General features: G+C 63.1%; 22 protein-coding genes. 14 read left to right on the top strand and 8 right to left on the bottom strand.

All coding sequences use genetic code 11. The features are described from left to right. The first annotated feature begins 136 nt into the window (after positions 1 to 136). Together NKI17_RS13235 and NKI17_RS13230 are read left to right on the top strand one after the other, a co-directional pair. Entirely contained in the window at positions 137 to 1,048 is a 912-nt protein-coding gene (locus NKI17_RS13235; RefSeq protein ID WP_352699770.1) for a DUF930 domain-containing protein, read from the top strand. Between the two features lie 152 nt (positions 1,049 to 1,200). After that, on the top strand, positions 1,201 to 2,001 hold the full coding sequence (locus NKI17_RS13230; RefSeq protein WP_352458217.1) for a class I SAM-dependent methyltransferase: 801 nt from the start codon (positions 1,201 to 1,203) through the stop codon (positions 1,999 to 2,001). A gap of 64 nt (positions 2,002 to 2,065) precedes the next feature. On the opposite strand, the gene NKI17_RS13225 is transcribed toward NKI17_RS13230, so the two are convergent. From NKI17_RS13225 to NKI17_RS13210, 4 genes are all read right to left on the bottom strand, one after another. Next, a complete protein-coding gene (locus tag NKI17_RS13225; protein WP_352906088.1) occupies positions 2,066 to 2,641 on the bottom strand; it encodes a dihydrofolate reductase family protein in 576 nt (191 codons plus the stop codon). Positions 2,642 to 2,742: 101 nt separating this feature from the next. Further along, entirely contained in the window at positions 2,743 to 3,276 is a 534-nt protein-coding gene (locus tag NKI17_RS13220; RefSeq protein ID WP_352906086.1) for an SRPBCC family protein, read from the bottom strand. Further along, positions 3,273 to 3,662, bottom strand: coding sequence for an ArsR/SmtB family transcription factor (locus NKI17_RS13215; protein ID WP_352906084.1), 390 nt, complete (start codon positions 3,660 to 3,662; stop codon positions 3,273 to 3,275). Before NKI17_RS13215 ends, NKI17_RS13220 begins: the two co-directional genes overlap by 4 nt. A 145-nt stretch (positions 3,663 to 3,807) precedes the next feature. Beyond that, positions 3,808 to 4,443 (bottom strand): ankyrin repeat domain-containing protein, encoded by a 636-nt coding sequence (locus NKI17_RS13210; RefSeq protein WP_352906082.1) that lies wholly within the window; start codon positions 4,441 to 4,443, stop codon positions 3,808 to 3,810. Between the two features lie 229 nt (positions 4,444 to 4,672). On the opposite strand from NKI17_RS13210, the gene NKI17_RS13205 reads away from it, so the two are divergent. Continuing rightward, positions 4,673 to 5,527 carry an aldo/keto reductase gene (locus NKI17_RS13205; RefSeq protein WP_352906080.1) on the top strand — a complete coding sequence of 285 codons (855 nt, stop codon included), beginning with the start codon at positions 4,673 to 4,675 and terminating at the stop codon, positions 5,525 to 5,527. 103 nt (positions 5,528 to 5,630) lie between these two features. Here NKI17_RS13205 and NKI17_RS13200 read toward each other — a convergent pair whose 3' ends face one another. Beyond that, the gene (locus NKI17_RS13200) at positions 5,631 to 5,936 is read right to left on the bottom strand and encodes a hypothetical protein (RefSeq protein WP_023677305.1); all 306 of its coding nucleotides are present in this window, start codon (positions 5,934 to 5,936) and stop codon (positions 5,631 to 5,633) included. A gap of 236 nt (positions 5,937 to 6,172) precedes the next feature. Between NKI17_RS13200 and NKI17_RS13195 the strand changes: the two genes are divergently transcribed. From NKI17_RS13195 to NKI17_RS13145, 11 genes are all read left to right on the top strand, one after another. Continuing rightward, entirely contained in the window at positions 6,173 to 7,465 is a 1,293-nt protein-coding gene (locus tag NKI17_RS13195; RefSeq protein WP_352569139.1) for an Nramp family divalent metal transporter, read from the top strand. 732 nt (positions 7,466 to 8,197) lie between these two features. Beyond that, positions 8,198 to 8,755: an FMN reductase gene (gene msuE / locus NKI17_RS13190; protein WP_352569138.1), complete on the top strand. Its 558-nt coding sequence runs from the start codon at positions 8,198 to 8,200 to the stop codon at positions 8,753 to 8,755. Positions 8,756 to 8,807: 52 nt separating this feature from the next. Then, positions 8,808 to 10,172: an LLM class flavin-dependent oxidoreductase gene (locus NKI17_RS13185; protein ID WP_352569137.1), complete on the top strand. Its 1,365-nt coding sequence runs from the start codon at positions 8,808 to 8,810 to the stop codon at positions 10,170 to 10,172. 40 nt (positions 10,173 to 10,212) lie between these two features. Continuing rightward, positions 10,213 to 11,061: an ABC transporter permease gene (locus tag NKI17_RS13180; RefSeq protein ID WP_352569136.1), complete on the top strand. Its 849-nt coding sequence runs from the start codon at positions 10,213 to 10,215 to the stop codon at positions 11,059 to 11,061. A 58-nt stretch (positions 11,062 to 11,119) separates the two neighbouring features. Beyond that, positions 11,120 to 12,118 (top strand): ABC transporter substrate-binding protein, encoded by a 999-nt coding sequence (locus NKI17_RS13175; RefSeq protein ID WP_352569135.1) that lies wholly within the window; start codon positions 11,120 to 11,122, stop codon positions 12,116 to 12,118. A 41-nt stretch (positions 12,119 to 12,159) separates the two neighbouring features. Continuing rightward, on the top strand, positions 12,160 to 12,921 hold the full coding sequence (locus NKI17_RS13170; RefSeq protein ID WP_352906077.1) for an ABC transporter ATP-binding protein: 762 nt from the start codon (positions 12,160 to 12,162) through the stop codon (positions 12,919 to 12,921). Between the two features lie 161 nt (positions 12,922 to 13,082). Beyond that, positions 13,083 to 13,718, top strand: coding sequence for a BA14K family protein (locus tag NKI17_RS13165; protein ID WP_352569134.1), 636 nt, complete (start codon positions 13,083 to 13,085; stop codon positions 13,716 to 13,718). A 128-nt stretch (positions 13,719 to 13,846) separates the two neighbouring features. After that, positions 13,847 to 14,176, top strand: coding sequence for a DUF2934 domain-containing protein (locus tag NKI17_RS13160; RefSeq protein ID WP_352569133.1), 330 nt, complete (start codon positions 13,847 to 13,849; stop codon positions 14,174 to 14,176). 3 nt (positions 14,177 to 14,179) lie between these two features. Beyond that, complete coding sequence (locus tag NKI17_RS13155) at positions 14,180 to 14,329, top strand: hypothetical protein (protein ID WP_023677295.1); 150 nt, start codon at positions 14,180 to 14,182, stop codon at positions 14,327 to 14,329. Between the two features lie 214 nt (positions 14,330 to 14,543). Further along, complete coding sequence (locus NKI17_RS13150; RefSeq protein WP_352906075.1) at positions 14,544 to 14,804, top strand: hypothetical protein; 261 nt, start codon at positions 14,544 to 14,546, stop codon at positions 14,802 to 14,804. Positions 14,805 to 14,807: 3 nt separating this feature from the next. Beyond that, on the top strand, positions 14,808 to 15,068 hold the full coding sequence (locus tag NKI17_RS13145) for a hypothetical protein (RefSeq protein ID WP_023677293.1): 261 nt from the start codon (positions 14,808 to 14,810) through the stop codon (positions 15,066 to 15,068). Here NKI17_RS13145 and NKI17_RS13140 read toward each other — a convergent pair. From NKI17_RS13140 to NKI17_RS13130, 3 genes are all read right to left on the bottom strand, one after another. Then, on the bottom strand, positions 15,065 to 15,769 hold the full coding sequence (locus NKI17_RS13140; RefSeq protein WP_352906073.1) for an SOS response-associated peptidase: 705 nt from the start codon (positions 15,767 to 15,769) through the stop codon (positions 15,065 to 15,067). The genes NKI17_RS13145 and NKI17_RS13140 overlap by 4 nt on opposite strands. Positions 15,770 to 15,882: 113 nt before the next feature. Continuing rightward, on the bottom strand, positions 15,883 to 16,098 hold the full coding sequence (locus tag NKI17_RS13135) for a hypothetical protein (protein WP_023677289.1): 216 nt from the start codon (positions 16,096 to 16,098) through the stop codon (positions 15,883 to 15,885). A gap of 1,087 nt (positions 16,099 to 17,185) precedes the next feature. Further along, entirely contained in the window at positions 17,186 to 18,973 is a 1,788-nt protein-coding gene (locus NKI17_RS13130; protein WP_352906071.1) for an ABC transporter ATP-binding protein, read from the bottom strand. Positions 18,974 to 18,976: the final 3 nt, after the last annotated feature.

The following is an 18,976-nucleotide window of genomic DNA, read 5'->3' as shown; positions in this document are numbered from 1 at the left end:
GAAATGACGACTTGCTGCATCCGCTGCTGGCCCGGTCCCCTGCACGGACGCCAACGCCAGACGATTGGATGACGCGCCGTATTGCAGCCGCCGACTTTCGATTCGCAACGGGTTATTTCGACGTCCGGCGGCATCGATGCTTGATGCCGCCAATATTTCATTCCACACACCGGTCACGATGATAAACGACATACGGGATCAGCGCCGGGTACTCGGGTGGGCCTTGCCCACCTCGATTGCGCTGCATCTGCTCATCGTCGCGCTTTTGTTGTTCGGACTGCCGGCAACGCTCTCGCAGCCAGGGAAGGAGCAGCCCATCGCAGTGGATATCGTGCCGCCGCCTAAACCGCCGGAAAAAACCAAACCTCCGTCCCCCGCTGAACCGCCCAAGCCGGAAAAGCAGCCGGAAGCCAAGGTCGAGACCTCGGCGAGCCGTGAGGTCGCCGCGCAGAGACCTGTCTTCCAATTCGGTGAGAAGGACGCCGGTCCTCGCAAGTCTCTGGACGGCAACAGTGCGGAGGATGGTTCGGAACAACCGCCAGCGCCGCAAGTTCCCAGTAACCAGGATCTTGCACAGCCACCTGCCGTGACAGCGGTCGAGGGGAAAGACCAGGCTCCGTCGCCTGGCGCTTCACCGCCGCCGAAGCCCAAGCCAGCGGATGTCGCCAAAGTGCAAAGGCCCTTGAAGCTTCAGGAAGCGAAGAGATTGTTCTCGAAATCAGCAACCGGTGATCCGGTAGCGACAACCGCGATGAAAAATGTGCCGCGCGCCGTGCGGATCGGTCAGCTCTGCAACACGGAACTCGCACAGCAATTGGTGCACGCGTCGCCCCCCTATTTCCCAAACAGCCTGCTTGAGTATCGGCTGAAGGCCGGCACGGTCATGAACGTCGCCAGTGCGCCGTTCCCTGCAAACGGGCAGTGGTACGATCTGAGCTTTCGCTGCGAGGTCGATCCGGACGCGACGAGAGTCGTTTCGTTTGCCTTTCGTGTTGGAAATCCGGTGCCGCGCAGCGAATGGAAGCGCCGCGGGTTGCCCGCCGAATAGGTGGTCGAGGCCACGGAGGCTGGCTGGCCGGCGCCATCAAATCCGGCCGGCGATGTCTTCGCGCGCTCCGGGCTGCCGAACCAACACGCGCCAAAAGTGGCTTTCGTCAGCGGCCGCCGAAGTCTAGCATACGGCTTTGGGAGGAGGCTTCGATGACTTCAAGTTTCAACGTTCACCATGCTGCCGGCTATGAGCAGCTCATGGGCCGCTGGAGCCAAAAGCTCGCGCCGCTGTTCATCGGCTTCGCGGGCCTCAAGGACGGCGAAAAGATCCTCGACGTCGGTTGCGGTACCGGCAGCCTGACCTTCGCACTCGTCAAGGCCGCTGACCTCGGCGAGGTCGCGGCGATCGACTTTTCGGCCGTTTTCGTCGAGGAGGCAATCCGGCGCAACACCGATCCGCGGATAAAAATCCGTCAGGCGGATGCCTGCGCCCTGCCCTTTGAGGATGGCGCGTTCGACCGTGCCCTGGCCCTGCTCGTGCTCCATTTCGTGCCCGAAGCCGGCAAGGCAGTCGCCGAGATGCGCCGCGTCGTGCGGCCGGGCGGCGTCGTCGCGGCGACGGTATGGGACCATCTCGGCGGCATGCCGGGGATGCGCATGATGATCGACACGGTGGCGGTGCTCAGTGAAGGCGGACGCCAGCTGCGTGCCCGCTATTGCACGCAGCCGATGATGCAGCCGGGTGAAATGAAACGGACCTTTGTCGAACAGGGTCTCCGCGACGTTACGGAAACCCAGTTGATGATCCGCATGGACTACCAAAATTTCGATGATTACTGGGCGCCGATTGCCGCCGGCGAAGGGCCGCTCGGCAAGTATGTGGCCGCGCTCGACCCGGAAGAGCGGGCGCGCACCGACGCCGCCATGCGCGACGCCTATGAGGCCGGCCGGCCCGACGGCCCGAGGTCCTTTGCCAATGTCGCCTGGGCCTGCCGCGGCGTCGTTGCCTGACGTTGGCGCTAATGCATGCCGCGCAAAAAGCGCGTCGCATGAGGCCGATCGAACGCGAAGCGCTTTAGCCGATCCCGTAGACCAGCCCGACGCGGCCGTCCGAAAGCTGTTCGACCTTGCGCAGTTCGAGCTCACGACGATTTTTCGCCGTCCCAAACAGCGGCTTTCCTTCACCGGCGAGCAGCGGATAGACGATCAGCCTGAGCTCATCGACCAGCCCGGCATCGATAAGGCTCGCGGTAATTCGGGCGCCGCCCATAAGGTAGATGTCCTTGCCGGGCTGCTGTTTCAGTGCAGCGATATCCTCGAAATTCCGCACGAAGCGCGTCTTTGGCCAGGCCGCCGAAGTCATTGTGTTCGACAGCACATAATGCGGGGTCTGCGCGGCGAAGCGGGCCCATTCGAGCTCGGCCGGCTTCGGCAATTTGCCGGTCATCGGCAGCGGCTTGTCGGGCTCGTTCTGGATGGCGCTCCAGTAGCGCTCGTAGCCGGCATACATGACGCTGCCAAGCAGGCAGGCATCGATTTGCGGCGTCAGGCCGTATTCGTCCGACCACGCATCGACCCAATCGGCGTAACCCTCGGGTCCCTCCATCTTGCCGTCGACGGAAATCTTCATTCCAGCGATCAATTTGCGCATGACTTCCTCCATCAGGCTTGCGGGATGCAAGCACGTTTCATCGGTTCAGCGTTGCTTCGTGTTGCTGGCGGCGACCTCAGGGATGGCCGCCGCGAGTTACATCAGGCCGGCAGGCGGCTGTCGTATTCTTCCCGCAGGCGGTTCCAGCCGTCCCAGAACGAGGTCGGTGTCTTGCCCGCCAGGCGGGCGGCCAGCAGGTCGAGGTGTATGTGCCAGCCGGCGGTGATGTTGAGCTGGATTGCACGTTCCGGCAGGCGGCGATGAACGACGGTGAGCAGCACATCGCTACCCTTCGCCTCCAGCAAGAAGGAGACGCCGCCAGTGTTTCCCCAGGTGATGGAAAGCTTGCGCGGCGGATCGAGTTCGGTGATCCGGCCCTCCATCCGATGCTCTTCGGGAAAGCCCGCGGGGCGCTGGCCAGGCGGGTCCGTCAGCTCGTCGTTACGCCAGACCAATTCGAACGAGCTGCCGGCCTTCATTTCCATCTGGCCCGCGGCCATCCATTGCCGGCGCAGGTCACTCTCGGTGAGATAGGCCCAGACGCGCTCGATGGGGCCGGGCAAGAGGCGCTGGATGGTGAACGTGGCGGGCTCGCTCAGCTCGCCATAGGCGTCGATGGTTCTCATCTGGTTCATTGCTCGTCTCCTTCTTTCGGGTTGGGCGATTTCCTGGACTCATCCTGGGCTTTGCGTGCGTCCTCTTCGCGAAGAAGGCGTTCGAGAACATCGAGACGACCGGTCCAGAAGCGCTCGTAGAAGCTGAGCCACTGATGGGCGCTGGCCAGCGGTCCAGGGGCTAGTCGGCACAGATGCGTGCGGCCCCTCACCTCTCGACGAATAAGCCCTGCGTTCTCCAGCGCCTTGATGTGCTTCGAGGCCGCCGCGAGCGACATCACGAAGGGTTCCGCCAGCTGGCTTACCGTTTTCTCGCCATCAGCGAGATCGCGAAGCATGTGCCGCCGGGTGGCGTCGCCAAGGGCGTGAAAAACCGCATCCATCTTGGGTGTCTCTAATTCAACCATGTAGTTGAATATAGACGCACGCTTTGAGATAGTAAACCGTTTGGTTGAATAATTTATGTGAAGCGCCGCGGGGCCGTTTGCGCCATCGAGCGTGTCGACGTGACGGGAGATACGGACGCGCCCCGCGACAGTAAGGGCGAGGCCCCTATTTGCCGTTGAAGAAATTGTGGATCGCGGCTTCCAGCTTTTCGATAAGCTGAGGGTTGTGGCAGCTGCCAGCCCAGATCAGGGCGTTTAGCCTCATCTCTTTGTTGATAAAGCTCACTTTCCCAGAATCCAACAGGTATTCCGCGATCTCGTAGTGCCGCCCCTTGATAGCCTCGATGAGCGCGTTGTTTCTCCCCGTCTTGTCGGTCAAATTTACTTCCGCGCCATTCTCCACGAGCAACTTGACGACTTCGAGATGCCCGTTCTTCGCCGCCTCGATAAGAGCCGTTCTGCCGTAGTAGTCAGCTCGCGCGTTGATCTCTATTTGGGGGTGTCTCACGAGGACTGAGATACACTCGTAATGTCCCTTGGCCGACGCAAGGCTCAAGGGCGTGCTCTTCCACTTGTTTCTCGAATTCACGTCGATTTCCGGGTCTTCGATCAGCGCCTCCACCACAGCTGTGCGGTCATTGAGGGCTGAAAGGTGAAGTGCAGACCAGCCGCCGTCGTCCGACTGATTGATGTCGGCGCCAGCCGCCAATTCCGATCGAACCGCCTCCGCATCGCCTTGTTCTGCCGCGACCAGCAGGGGCGACCAGTCTCTTGCCCCTTCGGCTTCCAAGCTGTTGGTCAACGCAGTCGCCTCCTCGGATAGTCCACAGAATACCACAGAATCCGCGATAGTGGGGTCGTCCTGTATAGAGTTCCCTGGAGTCCGTGGGTCACAGAGAGCTGTCGGCCCGAAGCGGAGGATCAGCGCTTCACGTCCGTCTCCTCACATTCTCCTGATATCGACTGGCTTTGGCGGCCATCCGGACTAGATAGAGCGTGCGCCGGGCGGAACGATGCAGAAGGACCTGAACATGCCTGAACAGATTACCCTGAATAGACCTGAACAGATCAGATTGAACGACGGCTCCGCCATTCCGCAAATCGGCCTCGGCGTGTGGCAGGTCGATCCAGCCATCACGGCCAAGGTGGTGCGCTGGGGGATCGAGGCCGGCTACAGGCTGATCGACACCGCCGAAGGCTATCAGAACGAGGAAGGTGTCGGGCAGGCGATCCGCTCGGCCGGCGTGCCGAGAAGCGAGTTGTTCATCACCTCGAAACTGCGCAACGGCGCACATCAGCACGACGCCGCCTTGCGCGCCTTCGACGAGACGATGAGCAAGCTCGGCATCGAACAGATCGACCTGTTCCTGATCCACTGGCCGGTGCCCAGCCAAGACAGATATGTCGAGGCCTGGAAGACGCTGATCGAACTCAGGCAATCAGGCCGGATCAAGTCGATCGGCGTTTCGAACTTCAACCAGGACCACCTCGAACGGATCATCGGCGAGACCGGCGTCACGCCGACCGTCAACCAGATCGAGCTCCACCCCCGCTTCCAGCAGCGTGACAAACGTGAATTCCACGACAGGCACAACATCCGCATCGAGAGCTGGAGCCCGCTGGGCAGCGGCCGGCTGTTGAGCGATCCGACGCTTGAAAGCATCGCCAGGAAACACGGCAAGTCGGTGGCGCAGACGATCGTCAGGTGGCACCTTCAGGAAGGGCTGATCGTCATTCCAAAGTCGATCCACCAGGACCGCATCGCCGCCAATTTCGATGTCTTCGATTTCGAGCTGCAAGCGAAGGACCTCGAGCTTATCCGGGGCATGGATTCGCCCGACGGCCGCACCGGCCCGAACCCCGCTACAGCTGCATTCCTGTTCTGAGGGCCGACAGTGAAGCTGCCTATCTCCCCCTTTGGGGGGAGATGTCCGGCAGGACAGAGGGAGGCGCTGTCCCGCCAGCGATCAAAACTACCTCCCCGCTAGCTCATATCCCGGAGCCATCCACCAGCGGCACATCTTCGCCCTCCCAGGGGCTCGGCATCGATCCCTTGCTGAGATTGGCCGACGGCAGCGGCATCCAGCACTTCAGCTCGGGTTCGGCATATTCGACGATGCGTCCTGGAGACGAGTCGGAGGCGCGCCAGCCTTCGCTGCCGAACTGATCGGCGCGGGCCCAGTAAGCCATGTCGACCTCGGCCGGACCCTGTTCGGACGGCCGAACCGTGACAAGGATTCTGCTGCCGTCCCTTGGCGCGCTCGACATGTGGCGCCACTGACCGGGCTCGTCCATTGCATTTCCTCCTGCGATCTTCGCCTCGAACGGATAGTCGCTTCGCGTTCGGAAGCGGTCAACCCGAACTTTTTTGCCTGAGCCAAAACCCCTGTCCGGTCGTCGCGGAACAAGTCATGGCACGCCGGGTTTGGGCAAGTTGTGGAAGGAAGCAAAATGAGACCAGCGCCGCGACCGATCCTTACCATTATTGCATGGCAGGCCGCGTCTTTCGTTCGCAACCCGGTCCGGTCGCAATGAGGCAGGCCGGTTCCGATCATTCCATCCCACCGAAGGAGGGCAAAGGCGGCATAGGACGAGCGCTCGGCCTCGGCCTGATAACAGGGGCGGCCGACGACGATTGTTCCGCGATAGGCACCTATGCCAGTGCCGGCGCCCGTTTCGGACCCGACCTGCTCTGGACGGCTCCGGTAACGTTGCCGATGATGTACGCGGTCGTCTACCTGTCGTCGAAGCTCGGCCAGGTGTCGGGGCGCGGATTGTTCCACGTCATCAAGGACTTCTACCCGCGGTGGCTGCTCTGGTCGGTGCTGTTGGGTGTGCTCGTCGGCAACACCATCGAGGCAGCGGCCGATCTCGGCGGAATGGCCGCGGCGATCAATATGTTCGTGCCGCTTCCCATTCCGCTGATCGTGCTGTTCGTCGCCGTCCTCATCTTCGCCCTCCAGGTCTTCGGCTCCTATACTTTGATCCGCAACATCTTTCGCTGGCTGGCGCTGGCACTGCTCGCCTATGTCGGTGCCGCCATTCTGGCCAAGCCGGACGCCGCGGCGGTGCTGCGCGGGACGCTGCTTCCCAGGATCGAATTCAATCGCGAGTTCCTGTCGATCCTGGTCGCCATCATCGGCACGACGCTGTCCGCCTATCTCTACACGTGGCAGTCCAATGAGGAGGTCGAGGAGGAGATTGCCCAGGGGCGCACAACGCTCAGGCAAAGGAAGGGCGCCACCGCCGGCGAACTCCGTCGCTCTCGCCGGGACATCCTCATCGGCATGATGTTTTCAAATCTCATCATGTATTTCATCATCCTGTCGACGGGTGCTACGCTCTACAAGGCGGGCCACCACGATATCGACACGGCCGCGCAAGCCGCGGAGGCGCTGCGGCCGCTCGCCGGCCAGGCCGCAAGCGTCCTGTTCGCCGCAGGCGTGATCGGCGTCGGTTTCCTAGCGGTTCCTATCATGACCACCGGCGCTGCCTATGATGTGGCACAAGCCATCGGCTGGAAAAACAGCCTGCACGCCCGGGCTCGAGAGGCGCCCAAATTTTATCTCGCCATCGGATTTTTTACGGCGATCGCCGCCGGCCTCAACTTCCTCGGCTTCAATCCGATGAAGGCGCTGGTCTGGTCCGGCATCGTTCAGGGCTTCTCGACGCCGCCCTTGCTGCTGCTCATCATGCTGATGACGAACAGCCGCAGGATCATGGGGGAGCAGGTGAACAGCCGCAGCACCAACATACTCGGTTGGGCAACGACCGCCGCTATCTTCTCGGCGACGATCGGCCTGGTGGCCACCTGGTTCATGTAAATCCGGCAGGACAAGGGACGCCGCCAGTTGGACTACCCGTTCCCGCTTGCGGATTGCCCCAGCTTTGCCGGCCTTGGAAACTCCACAACATCTCCCACCGGCCGCTTGTATTGCGCTGCGACAATTGCATCGATCAGGAGATCCAGAGCCGCACGAGCCGTGCGGCTCGTCTCGTCCTCGCCGCTCAAATAGTGGCAGGCTCGTTCAAGGTGCAGGTGTGCGGCGGCAAAGTCGCTTGTCATAGGCATCTCCCTGTTGCCCGCCCGCCGGCAAGATGACCGCCTCGATTTAGCCAAAAGCAAATATCCACAGCCGGATTTGAATCAAATTGACCTGACTCACTGCATGCCGCGGAGCCACTCCAGCGCCGTGGCCTGTGCCTCGCTTGCATCCTCCCCGAGGACCGCTAGGCCGTCGAGGATTGTGGTATCGGGACATAGTTCCTCGACGTCGCGCCGGGAGCGTCCGAGGGCGACTTGCCTTATATGTCCGGCCGGCTTCATGCGCTCTGTCCGACGCGCTGCGCCATCGCGGCTGAAGGCGCTGTGGCGGGTTTTCAGCGCGCTGCGGCGCGTTGAATGAACCAATTGCGGGCGATGTGCCGCAAACTCAGTTCGCTCATCGCCCTGCTTTTGAAATTTTCTCGCTCTTTTAATTCTACAAACTCTCTAGACTTAAAATAGATCGCTAGACCCAAGATCTTAAAATAGAGCGCTTGAGAGGGAGCCAGGAATGTCGAAAAAGCTCGTGGTGGGGCTGTCGGGCAATTTGACCCGGCCATCGAAGACCAAGGCGTTCGTCAGCCACATTGTCGGGCAGGCCGCCGAAAGCATCGGCGCGGCCTCGGCCGTCTTCGACATCGAGGATCTCGGCGCGTCTCTGCCGCAGGCAAGGCGCCTCGGCGACCTCGACCCGGCGGCGCGCAACATCGTCGAACGGCTGCTGGGCGCCGACATCCTGGTGGCCGGCTCGCCGACTTTCAAAGGCAGCTATACCGGGCTTTTCAAGCACTTCTTCGACCTGCTCGATCCGTCATCGCTGAGGGGCAAGCCCGTCATTCTCGCCGCGACCGGCGGCGGCGAGCGCCATTCGCTGATCGTCGAGCACCAGTTGCGGCCGCTGTTCGGCTTCTTCGAGGCGCTGACCGTACCGACCGCGATCTACGCCTCCGACAAGGACTTTGCCAATGGTGTTCTGGTGTCGGAACCGATCCACGCCCGCGCCCGGCAGGCGGTCGCCGAGGCATGCCGTGTAACCGGAGTGCCCTACGGCGTCGGCCTTGCCGCCTGAACGCACCACTGACCCGAGATCCCCTTTCCGATCCGTCCAGGAGCACGCCGCGATGACCAGATCCACCAAATCCAGGCAAATCAAACTGGGCGCTTTCCTGCCCGGCGGCGGACAACATATCGCCGCCTGGCGCCACCCCGAGGCGCCGGCCGACGGCGCCACCAATTTCGAGTTCCACAAGCAGCTCGCCCTGACCGCCGAGCGCGGCCTGTTCGATGCCTATTTCCTCGCCGACAATCTGACGGTCGGGCTCGGCGCCCGCGAAGGCGGCAATGCCAAGATCGCCGGCTTCGAGCCAGTGACGCTGTTTGCAGCGCTGGCGCCGCTCACCACGCATCTCGGCTTCATCGCTACCGCCTCGACCACCTACGAGGAGCCCTACACGCTCGCCCGCAAATTCGCCTCGCTCGATCATCTGTCGAATGGCCGCGCCGGCTGGAACGTCGTCACCTCGGCCGGCGACGAAACCGCGCGCAACTTCAATCGCGAGACGCAGCCTGCCCACGCCGAGCGCTATGCCCGCGCGCATGAGCACGTCGAGACGGTCAAGGCGCTGTGGGACAGCTGGGAGGACGATGCCTTCATCCGCGACAAGAAATCGGGGCGCTTCTACGACAAGGACAAGCTCCACGACATCGACCACAAGGGCGCGCATTTCAGCGTGAAAGGGCCGCTCAACGTGCCGCGCCCGGTGCAGGGGCATCCGGTCGTGGTGCAGGCGGGGCAATCGGAAGACGGTCGCAAGCTCGCCGCCCACTCGGCGGAAGTCATCTTCACCGCCCATCAGAACCTGGCGTCGGCGCAGGAATTCTATCGCGATATCAAGGCGCGCGTGACGGCCGTCGGCCGCGATCGCGAGCAGGTGCTGATCATGCCGGGCGTGGCACCCTTCGTCGGCCGCACCGAAGAAGAAGCGCGCGCCAAGTACCAGCAGCTGAACGATCTCATCCTGCCCGAAGACGGCGTCGCCCTGCTCAACGGGCTGGCCGGCCAGACGCTCGACATCACCGGCTATCCGCTCGATGGACCGCTGCCGCCGAGCAAGGAGACCGAAGGCATGAAGAGCCGCCAAGCGCTGATCCGCCAGATTGCCGACGAGCACAACTTCACCATCCGACAGCTCTACCAATGGGTGGCAACGGCCCGCGGCCATTATACCGTCATCGGCAGCGCCACGCAGGTCGCCGATCGGCTGGAGGAATGGTTCGGCGACGAAGCCGCCGACGGCTTCAACATCCTGCCGCCCTGGCTGCCCGGCGGGCTCGACGACTTCGTCGAGCTGGTGATCCCCGAACTGCAGCGCCGAGGCCTGTTCCGCACCGCCTATGAAGGCAGGACCCTGCGCGAGAACCTCGGCCTCAGGCGGCCGGAAAACCCCTGGACCGCCGCCCGCTCGGCGGTGCTGGCCGCCGAATAATCCCGAGAAGCCCACTACCCTCGAAGCGAGAGGCAAGACGATGACCTTGCAGCACATCGAACAGGCCGCCAGCCTCGGCACGCGTGACAGCACGACGAGCCTCGGCACCGACTTCCTGCGCCTCGGTGGCCGGGCGGGCATCCGCTTCCTGTCACGCTACGGCGTCCTCATCGCTTTCCTCGCAATCTGGCAAGTGTCGAGCAGCGCCGGCTGGGTCAACGCGGCCGTGCTGCCGCCGATCGACATGATTGTCGCAGCACTTTGGAAGGGGCTGGCCGGCGGCACTCTGCTCGGCGACATCGCCATCAGCCTGCAGCGCGCCGGTCTCGCTTTCGCGGCCGCCGTGCTGGTCGCCATCCCGCTTGGCCTGTTCATGGGCCAGGTGCGCGCCGTCGAGACCGCTCTCGATCCCATCCTGCAGGTCTTCCGCCAGACCTCGGCGCTGGCGCTCTATCCGGTGTTCATCCTGCTGCTTGGGCTCGGCGAAGCCTCCAAGGTGTTCGTCATCTTCTGGGCGACGCTGTTCCCGCTGCTGCTCAACACCATCGGCGGCGTCAAGCAGGTCGATCCGAAACTGCTGGAGATGGCCCGCGTCTATGGCGCCAGGCAGCTCACCGTCTTCCGCCGCGTCGTGCTGCCCGGCGCTGTGCCCTCGATCTTCGTCGGACTGAGGCTCAGCGCCACCACGGCGCTACTGCTGTTGATCGCCTCCGAAATGATCGGCGCCAACAAGGGCATCGGCTTTCAGGTGATGAACGCGCAGTACAACTTCCAGATCCCGCTGATGTTTGCGGCAATCGTCATCCTCGCCGGTCTCGGCCTGATCGCCAACCAGGCGCTGGTCAGCCTGCAGCGCCGGCTCTGCCGCTGGAGCAATGCCGTCGACTGACCACCCGCCCTTACCAATCTCAACCAGGCCAGAACTCAAATCAGGAAAGACCCGGACCATGAAAATCACCCGCCGTTCCCTGCTTGCCGGCGCGCCCTTCGCCGCCGGCCTTCTCACCGCCGGCCTGCCGCGCTTCGCCTTTGCCGAAGCGGCACCAGTGAAGTTCCGCTCCCTCGCCAGCCGTGGCAGCATCTCTCCGCATGAGTTGGCCGGCGAGCTCGGCTATTTCAAAGGCCTCGGTATCGAGGTCGAGAATGTCGGCTATTCCGGCGGCGGCCCGGAATCATTGTTTGCGCTGGCCTCCGGCAGCGTCGATATCGGCTCGGCTGCAACCGCAGCCGTGATCAATTCGATCTCCGGCGGCAACGACTTCGTCGCCGTCTATCCGAGCAACGGCATCAACAGCAAGGTGCGCAGCGTCTTCTACGTGCTCGACGACAGCCCGATCAAATCGATCGCCGACATTGCCGGCAAGACCATCGCCGTCAACACGCTCGGCGCCCATCTCGACTACACCGTGCGCGAGGCGCTGCACAGCGTCGGCCTGTCGCCGGACGCCGCCAATCTCGTCGTCGTGCCCGGACCGCAGCTCGAGCAGACCTTGCGCTCCCGCCAGGTCGACATCGCGGCGCTGGGCTACTGGCAGGCGACGTTTGCCGGCGCCCTCGTCGACAATGGCGGTGTGCGTGGCGTGTTCAACGACACCGACGTGCTGGGCGAGCTGGCCGGCGGCTTCGTCGTGCTCAGGCGCGACTTCATCGCCGCGCATCCCGATGCCGCCCGCAATTTCGTCGAGCAATCGGCGCGCGCCTCTGACTGGTCGCTGCAGAACCCCGACGAAGCGCGCAAGGTGCTGGCAAACATCCTCGACAAGCGCGGCGAAAACGGCGAGCTGGCGCGCTACTGGACCGGCTTCGGGCTGCGCCAAGGGGCCAAGGCGACGGATCGCGACATCGACTTCTGGGTCAGCGTGCTCGAGCGCGACGGCCGCCTGCCAAAGGGTAAGCTGAAGGCAGCGGACATCCTCTACCGGCCCGGCGAAACCAAGACCAACTGACAAAGCCAACCGGCAAGACAATCAGGTGGGAGGCTAGCGCGATGAGCGGCACAAGCGGCGGTGAGGTCAGCATACGCGGCCTGTCCAAATCCTTCAGCATCGGCGGGCGCTCGCTTGCCGTGCTGAGGACCCTCAACCTCGACATCCGCTCGGGCGAATGCCTTGTCATCGTCGGCGCCAGCGGATCGGGCAAGACCACGCTGCTGCGCATACTTGCGGGGCTGGAGGCTGCCGACAGCGGCGGCGTCGCCATCGACGGCAAGCCAGTGCACGGCGTCGGTGCCGAGCGTGCGGTGATTTTCCAGGAACCGCGCCTGCTGCCCTGGCTGACGGTGCTCGGCAATGTCGCCTTCGGCCTCGAAGTGCGCGGCGTGCCCAAGGCCGAGGCCGAGGAACGGGCGCGCTTCTATATCGCGCTCGTCGGCCTCGCCGAATTCAGCGATGCGTTTCCAAGGCAGCTGTCGGGCGGCATGGCGCAGCGCGTCGGCATTGCCCGCGCGCTGACCGTGCAGCCGGAAATCCTGCTGCTTGACGAGCCGCTGGGCGCGCTCGACGCCATGACCAAGATCGGCATGCAGGAGGAACTGGCGCGCATCTGGAGCGAGGAGAACGTCACCATGGTGATGGTGACACACGACCTCGAGGAAGCGATCTACCTTGCCGACCGGGTGCTGATCCTGCCCAAGGAGAAAGGCAGCGCGGCGCGGCTGATCGACATCGACCTGCCCCGCCCGCGCGAGCGCAGCGAAAGCCGTTTCGTACGCTACCGCGAGGAACTGCTGCGCGAATTCGGCCTGCACTGAAAGCCGCCTAAGAGGCCTTGGTTCCTCGCTCCGCGAAGCGGGGAGAGGTGTCTCGGCGAAGCCGAGACGGAGAGGCTCTTTGAGTGCCCCTGCCCCGCGCTTTCCTGGAACCGGATTCCCCGCCCCCGCATTTCCTTAACCGGGAGGCGAAGGAGCGCGGCATGAAAGCTTTGTTCGCAATCTTTGGCGGCTTCGTGCTGACGCTTGCCGTATTCGCCAGCGGCCTCGCCTTCGCCACCTGGCTTCTAATAGCCAAGCCGGTACGGCCGGCCGCCCCGGTCTCCAGCGTCGCCGAACTGTGGGCCAAGGACCCGCGACCGGTGAACCCGGCCGCGCAGCGCCTCGAGCGCCTCCCGGCCCGCCCGGTCCCCGTTCGCACCTCGGAAGTTGATCGCACCGCGAAACCCGCCGACACCGCAGCAGCTTCGACACCCGACACCACCGGCTCCATCAAGCCGGTGGTGAAAGAGCAGCAGACGCTACCCGCCGCCCATGTCGAATGGTGCGCCAGCCGCTACCGCTCCTACCGGCCGGACGACAACCGCTACACGTCCTACAGCGGACAACAGCGCCCCTGCATCTCGCCCTATCTCGACACCGGCGCCGCCGATGACGGCAGCTATTTCGAGGCGAGCGATAGGTCGTCAGTGGAGGGCTACCCGCCATCGGACGAAACCGGCGCCGCCGAGCTCTCATCCGATCACGTCCAATACTGCTTCAGCCGCTACCGGTCATATCGACCGGAGGACAACAGCTATCAGCCATATTCCGGGGGGCCGCGCAGGCAGTGCGAGTAGGCAGGCCGGGGGGTGGCTGGCGGCCGCAGTGCATGGCGCCTTGTGCGACCCCACCCAACGATCACGCAGATTTCTTGGATCGTTCGGGTTGGCGCGGCGTTCATCCGATACCCAAAGGAGAAATCAACATGGGCGACGACCGGGAAGACAAGATTCGTGAGCGCGCATACCAGATCTGGGAACGCGAAGGCGGGATCCATGGCGATCCCGAGCGGCACTGGCACCAGGCCGAGGCCGAGATCGACAGGGAGGCAGCCCTGCCACTGACGGCAGGCGATGCCCTGCCGGAAACCCGCGAGGTCGCGAGCTCCGACGTTTTGACGGTGGAGGCCCTGGCGGTGCGCACCGGCATATCGGGCGAACAGGCGCAGGAGCTGATCGACAGGCCGGGAAACGACAGGGCGGCTATCGAACAAGCCGCGCGCAACCTTAAGGGGAAGCAGCGGCTCGGGGAGTGACAGATGATCAGAAAACTCAAAGACGGAAAATACCGCCTCTATTCGCGCAAGAAGGACGAAAAGACCGGCAAGCGCCGCAATCTCGGCACCTTCGATACCCGCGAGGCCGCCGAAAAGCACGAACGCGAGGTGCAGTATTTCAAGAGGCATTGAGGGGAGTGCTGTCGCTTCCCAGGCAGCCGCGCCGGAGGGCTGCCTCCTGGCGGCTGTCCAGCGTCACGATGTGGTCCATGGCGGTGCCTCCAGCGTTCCTGTTGAAATTGAACAAAACGGGAACAAAAATGTCAAGAGCGAATTGACTCTGCGAGGAGTGCCTTCCTATTTGTCAGTAGGCGGGGCGGTTGCTCACAAATCGAGGAGAGCCGCGATGGGCAGACGAAAAAGCCGGTTCGACAGGCTGTCGGCGAGGGATGCGGAGGCGATCATCAGGGACACTTTGAGCCTGCGCAAGACGGTGCTGTTGTCGCAGCTGCATTTGAAGGCGCATGGCGAGCTGTTCTGGCAGCTTTGCGGGCTTGTCGAGAAATTGCACGAGGTGCTGGCCAGCGTCGCGGAGAAGGAGCCCGATTACCGGATGGCGGAGCTTGGCCTGCTTCCGCTGCCCGAGGATTACTCGACCCGGAAATGAGCCATGGCCGGGCCGATGGACAGCGTTGGGCGTGCCGCCAAGGCCAACATGCTGCTCATCGTAGAGTGCGGCCATTGCTACCATGTCGGACGCTTCAGGGCGAATGACGTGGCCCAGGTGGTGGGCTGGAACAAGCCGCTGGAAGCGATCAGGTTCAGGTGCAAGCGATGCAGCCGCAAGGACACGACGGTGAAGACGCAGTTCATCGACCAGGATCATCCGCCCAAGGGCTACATCTGGGTGCTGCAGAAGTTCAAGCGCTAAAATAATGAGCCTTGCACCGGCGCCTGCTGCGGAAACTTGATCTGCGTCGCCGGCTTGTCGACGATCACCAGCGCATCATCGGGCGCCATGCGCTGCAGGTGCCTTGCCTCGGACCATGGCGCCGTCAGCCAGGTCTCGGTTTCTTCCGACGTGGTCAGGATCACCGGCATTGCCTTTTCGTGGATCGGCGCGATCAGCGTGTTGGGCTGGGTCGTCATGAAGCCATAGACCTGGTGATCGGCAGGGCCGTCCTTGACTTTGCGAATACCCTGCCAGCGCGTCCACAGGCCGGCAAAGAAGAACAGCGGGCGGTCCTCGCCGAGTGCAAACCAGTAGTTGCGCTGAATGCCGGTCTCGGGGTCCTTGTCGCCGGGCGTCGGGCTGGGCTCGGCGAAGCTGGTGACAGGCACCACGCAGCGGTTCTCGATGCCGAGATATTGCTGCCAATGGCCATATTGCGGATTGCGGATATTGGTGGTGCCATAGTCGGCCTTGCCCTTGACCCGCTCCAGTGGCGTCGGCATGCCCCACAGCAGATTGGCCAATTCGCGTTCGCCGTCCGGCGCGTTGCGCACCACCGGGCCGGGCTGGTTGGGATAGATGTCGATGGAGGGTTCGAGATTGCCGAGGATGTCGCGCAAGGCGCGGGTCCACTGGCGGATAGCCTCCTGGCTGGTCGTGATGTTGTAGAGATTGCACATTTTCAGCCCGTTCCCGGATGCTCAGGCATCTTGTTGGAAACGGCCCGGAATTTCCAGCGCTGTCCGTTGGGTTGCTGACACGGCAGGCCGTGTCAGCAATGGCTTTGTGAGACCTACCGCGCCGATTGTCTCATAGCTTGTGCGGCTACCGCCGCGAGAAAAGCCCTCGCCGCGGCATCGCAGGCCGCTCGAGACGGGCCTTTGGCGAAAAGAAGAAGCTCGGCGGCTCGAATGTTGAGCCCGTGCTTCCTTGCGAATGTGGCTAGATCGTAAGGCTTGTTGTCGTAAGGTTCGTCGTAGTCGATCGTCAGATCGTAGTTTTCTTTCATTTTCTTCCTCCCGTTAGCGATCTCCCCCCTCCTGTCGCTAACGCAAAATTAACGTCGATGGCGGCGGGCGAGTCCACCAATCAGAGATTGTGTAAAAAACGTACGAGCTCGCATGCTCGCCCTCGCAACGGGCCTGCGAGCAATCGCCGCCGACCGGACCGGTCGAAAGAGCCGATTATGATGGCAATGTTGGAAAGGCTGCCACGGCCTGGTGCTACGAGGTGTCCGCGACGCCTAGCGTGCCTAAATGGCCGGCATTTTCATCTTCCAGGCCCCGGTCCGCAGCCGGCCTCGTTGGGTCCGGCTAAAGGATAAATCCGGCTAATAACACCGTAAGGAGTAGTGACAGCGGAACGGCCGCAAGACACCAGATCTCCAACGTGTTGTTTTGCAGCGGGTCCATCATCAGCCTCACTTTTTGGTTTGTCATTGTGACACTAACGGTTGGTCGGAGGTAGCGGTTCCAAGCGACGCCGTTCATAGAGCGCTGCCTGTGCTGCATATTAGCAACAGCTTGACGACCGCTGAGCCCGTACCGCTTGGACAACTTCACTGGCGCCGGTGGATGCGTATTCCGCAGGACTGCAAGCGCCCCTCGGCATCAGTCGTGCGGGGATCGATCGCCGCCCATGATCAGCGCCGCGCCGGTCATGCCCCGGAACCCAATGGCTGCATCTATCTCCGGCCGAAGTTTCGCTACCACCGAACCGATCCGATGTTCACTCCAGCCAGCGATGCGCGTTTACAGGGACCTAAGTCTGACCTGCCTGCGCAATGGTCTTGTGTACGGCCGGCGTCGGGAACAACTGCGCCCGTCTTCAGTTGATGGCGTCACCTCCTCGAGGAGACATCGGCGCAGAATCAGTCCCTTCATGCGCTGATTAGGGTCCGCCTGCCATTGCTGGATTTGGCAGGCGGACCCTTGGTTCTGTACGCTCCAGATGGAAAGCGGGTAAGCTCGGGATCACTCATCATCCCAGAAATCCCGTAGAGACGTATGGCGGAGGTCTTCCTCGCCCCTGAGATGCCTTGACCTGGCTTGACATCCGAGACGACCTCCCAGCGCGCGCACGCAGCGGGGTCGCCCTCAGCCTTCCAGCGCCTCGTGCTGGTAAAGCTCGTCCATGCTGAGCGTCGCAAGCGCGGCGAACGGCGCCTGCTTTTTCACGCGGCCGTGGCTCAGGATCACGACGTCGTCGCAGAACGAAATGGTGCTGCGATGATGGCTGATGACGATGGTGGTGCGGCGGCCGGCGCGCGACTTCAGCGTCTCGACGATTGCCGCCTCCGACAGGCCGTCCACCGCATTGGTGGCTTCGTCCAGGATGAGGATATCGGGATCGCGCACCAGCGCTCTGGCCAGCGCGATCCGCTGTCGCTGTCCCGCTGAAAGATTGACGCCGCGGTAGCCGACGACCGTCCGGTAGCCTTGCGGCAGTTGCTCGATGAAGTCATGCGCTTCGGCCAGCCTTGCGGCGCGCTCGGCGTCGTCGGCCGAGGCCGCGTCCTGGCCGTAGATGATGTTGTCGAAAATCGTGCCGTCGACCAGCTCCAGCTCCTGGCTGGCGAGCGCGATGTGCTTTCGCCATTGGCTGGGGTCGATGCGGTCCAGAGGCGATCCATCAACGAGGATCCTGCCGCTATCCGGTTCGACGAAGCGGCACAAAAGATTGACGATCGTCGTCTTGCCGGCGCCCGAGCGGCCGATCAGCGCGGTCGAGCGGCCGCTGCGGATGTCGAAGCTCGCCGCATGCAGCACCACCGCGCGCTGTTCCGAACCAGAATAGGTAAAGGTGACGTCCTCGAATTTGATGCCTTGGCTGAGCCCAGGGAACGCTGCGCTGCCTTGCGGCGGCGCGGGCTTGCCGGATGGGTCCAGCATCCACGTCACCTCTTCAAGCGATCCGCTCAGGCCCTGCAGCTGGCTCCAGGCCATTTGCAGCGACCGCATATAGGGCTGCAGCCTGTAGAGCAGGATGACGAAGGCGACGATCAGCGGGAAGGAAACATTGGCGAACCAGGCGCCGATCACCACCGCCAGGAACAGCATGGCGTGCAGAACCTCGGTCAGCGGCGGCAAAGCTCCCTGACGCGTCAAAAGCACGAACGCCGCCCGGCGCACCGCATCCGATGCCTGGTCGAATGCCGCCTTCTCGCGTTGCTCCTGGCCGAAGATGCGGATCAGCCGCCCGGCATGCACCAGATGCAGCATCTGCGATGCGAGCTGGCTGTTGCGGGAGGCGACGCTGCGGCTCGGCGCCTTCAGATTGGCCGACAGCACGGCGTGCGCGACCTGGACCAGCGCCAGCCCCAGCGTCACCAGCAGCGTCATCTGCCACGACAGGAGCAGCAGGAAGGTCAGGAGGATGATTGCGGCCGACGCGTTGACGATTGCTCCCAGCGTGATCTGGATGGCATCCGAGGCCCGCCAGGATTCGTTGGAGATGATGTTGAGCAGCCGTCCGGGGGTTTGCTGCAGGAAGAACGGGTAGCCCACCCGCAGCAGCTGCTCCGACAGCGCGCTGCGGATCGAATGGCTTGCCTTGCCGTAGATGAAGGTGGTCAGCAGCGTGTTGGCAAAGGCGAACAGGTTCTTCAGCACGATCGAGCCGAGAATCGCGACCGAAATGACGATCAGCCGGTCGCGCTCGCTCAAGCTCGATCCGACATGCTGGAAGACGGCGGAGAAGCCAGCCATGCCGGTCTGCCCCTGTTGCCCCATGATTATGTTCAGCAACGGAATGATCAGGCCGATACCAAAACCTTCAAGCGCGGCGCTGAGCAGCCCGAGCACCACCACGGCAGGAAGCAGGCGCAACTGCTTTCTTCCGAGCGCGCGGCGCAGCATCGGCAGGCTGGGCGGCATCAATCGCATGGT

Origin of the sequence: Mesorhizobium sp. M0816 (assembly GCF_040320005.1) — a bacterium.
GTDB lineage: Bacteria > Pseudomonadota > Alphaproteobacteria > Rhizobiales > Rhizobiaceae > Mesorhizobium.
This window is presented reverse-complemented; position numbering and strand designations above follow the sequence as displayed.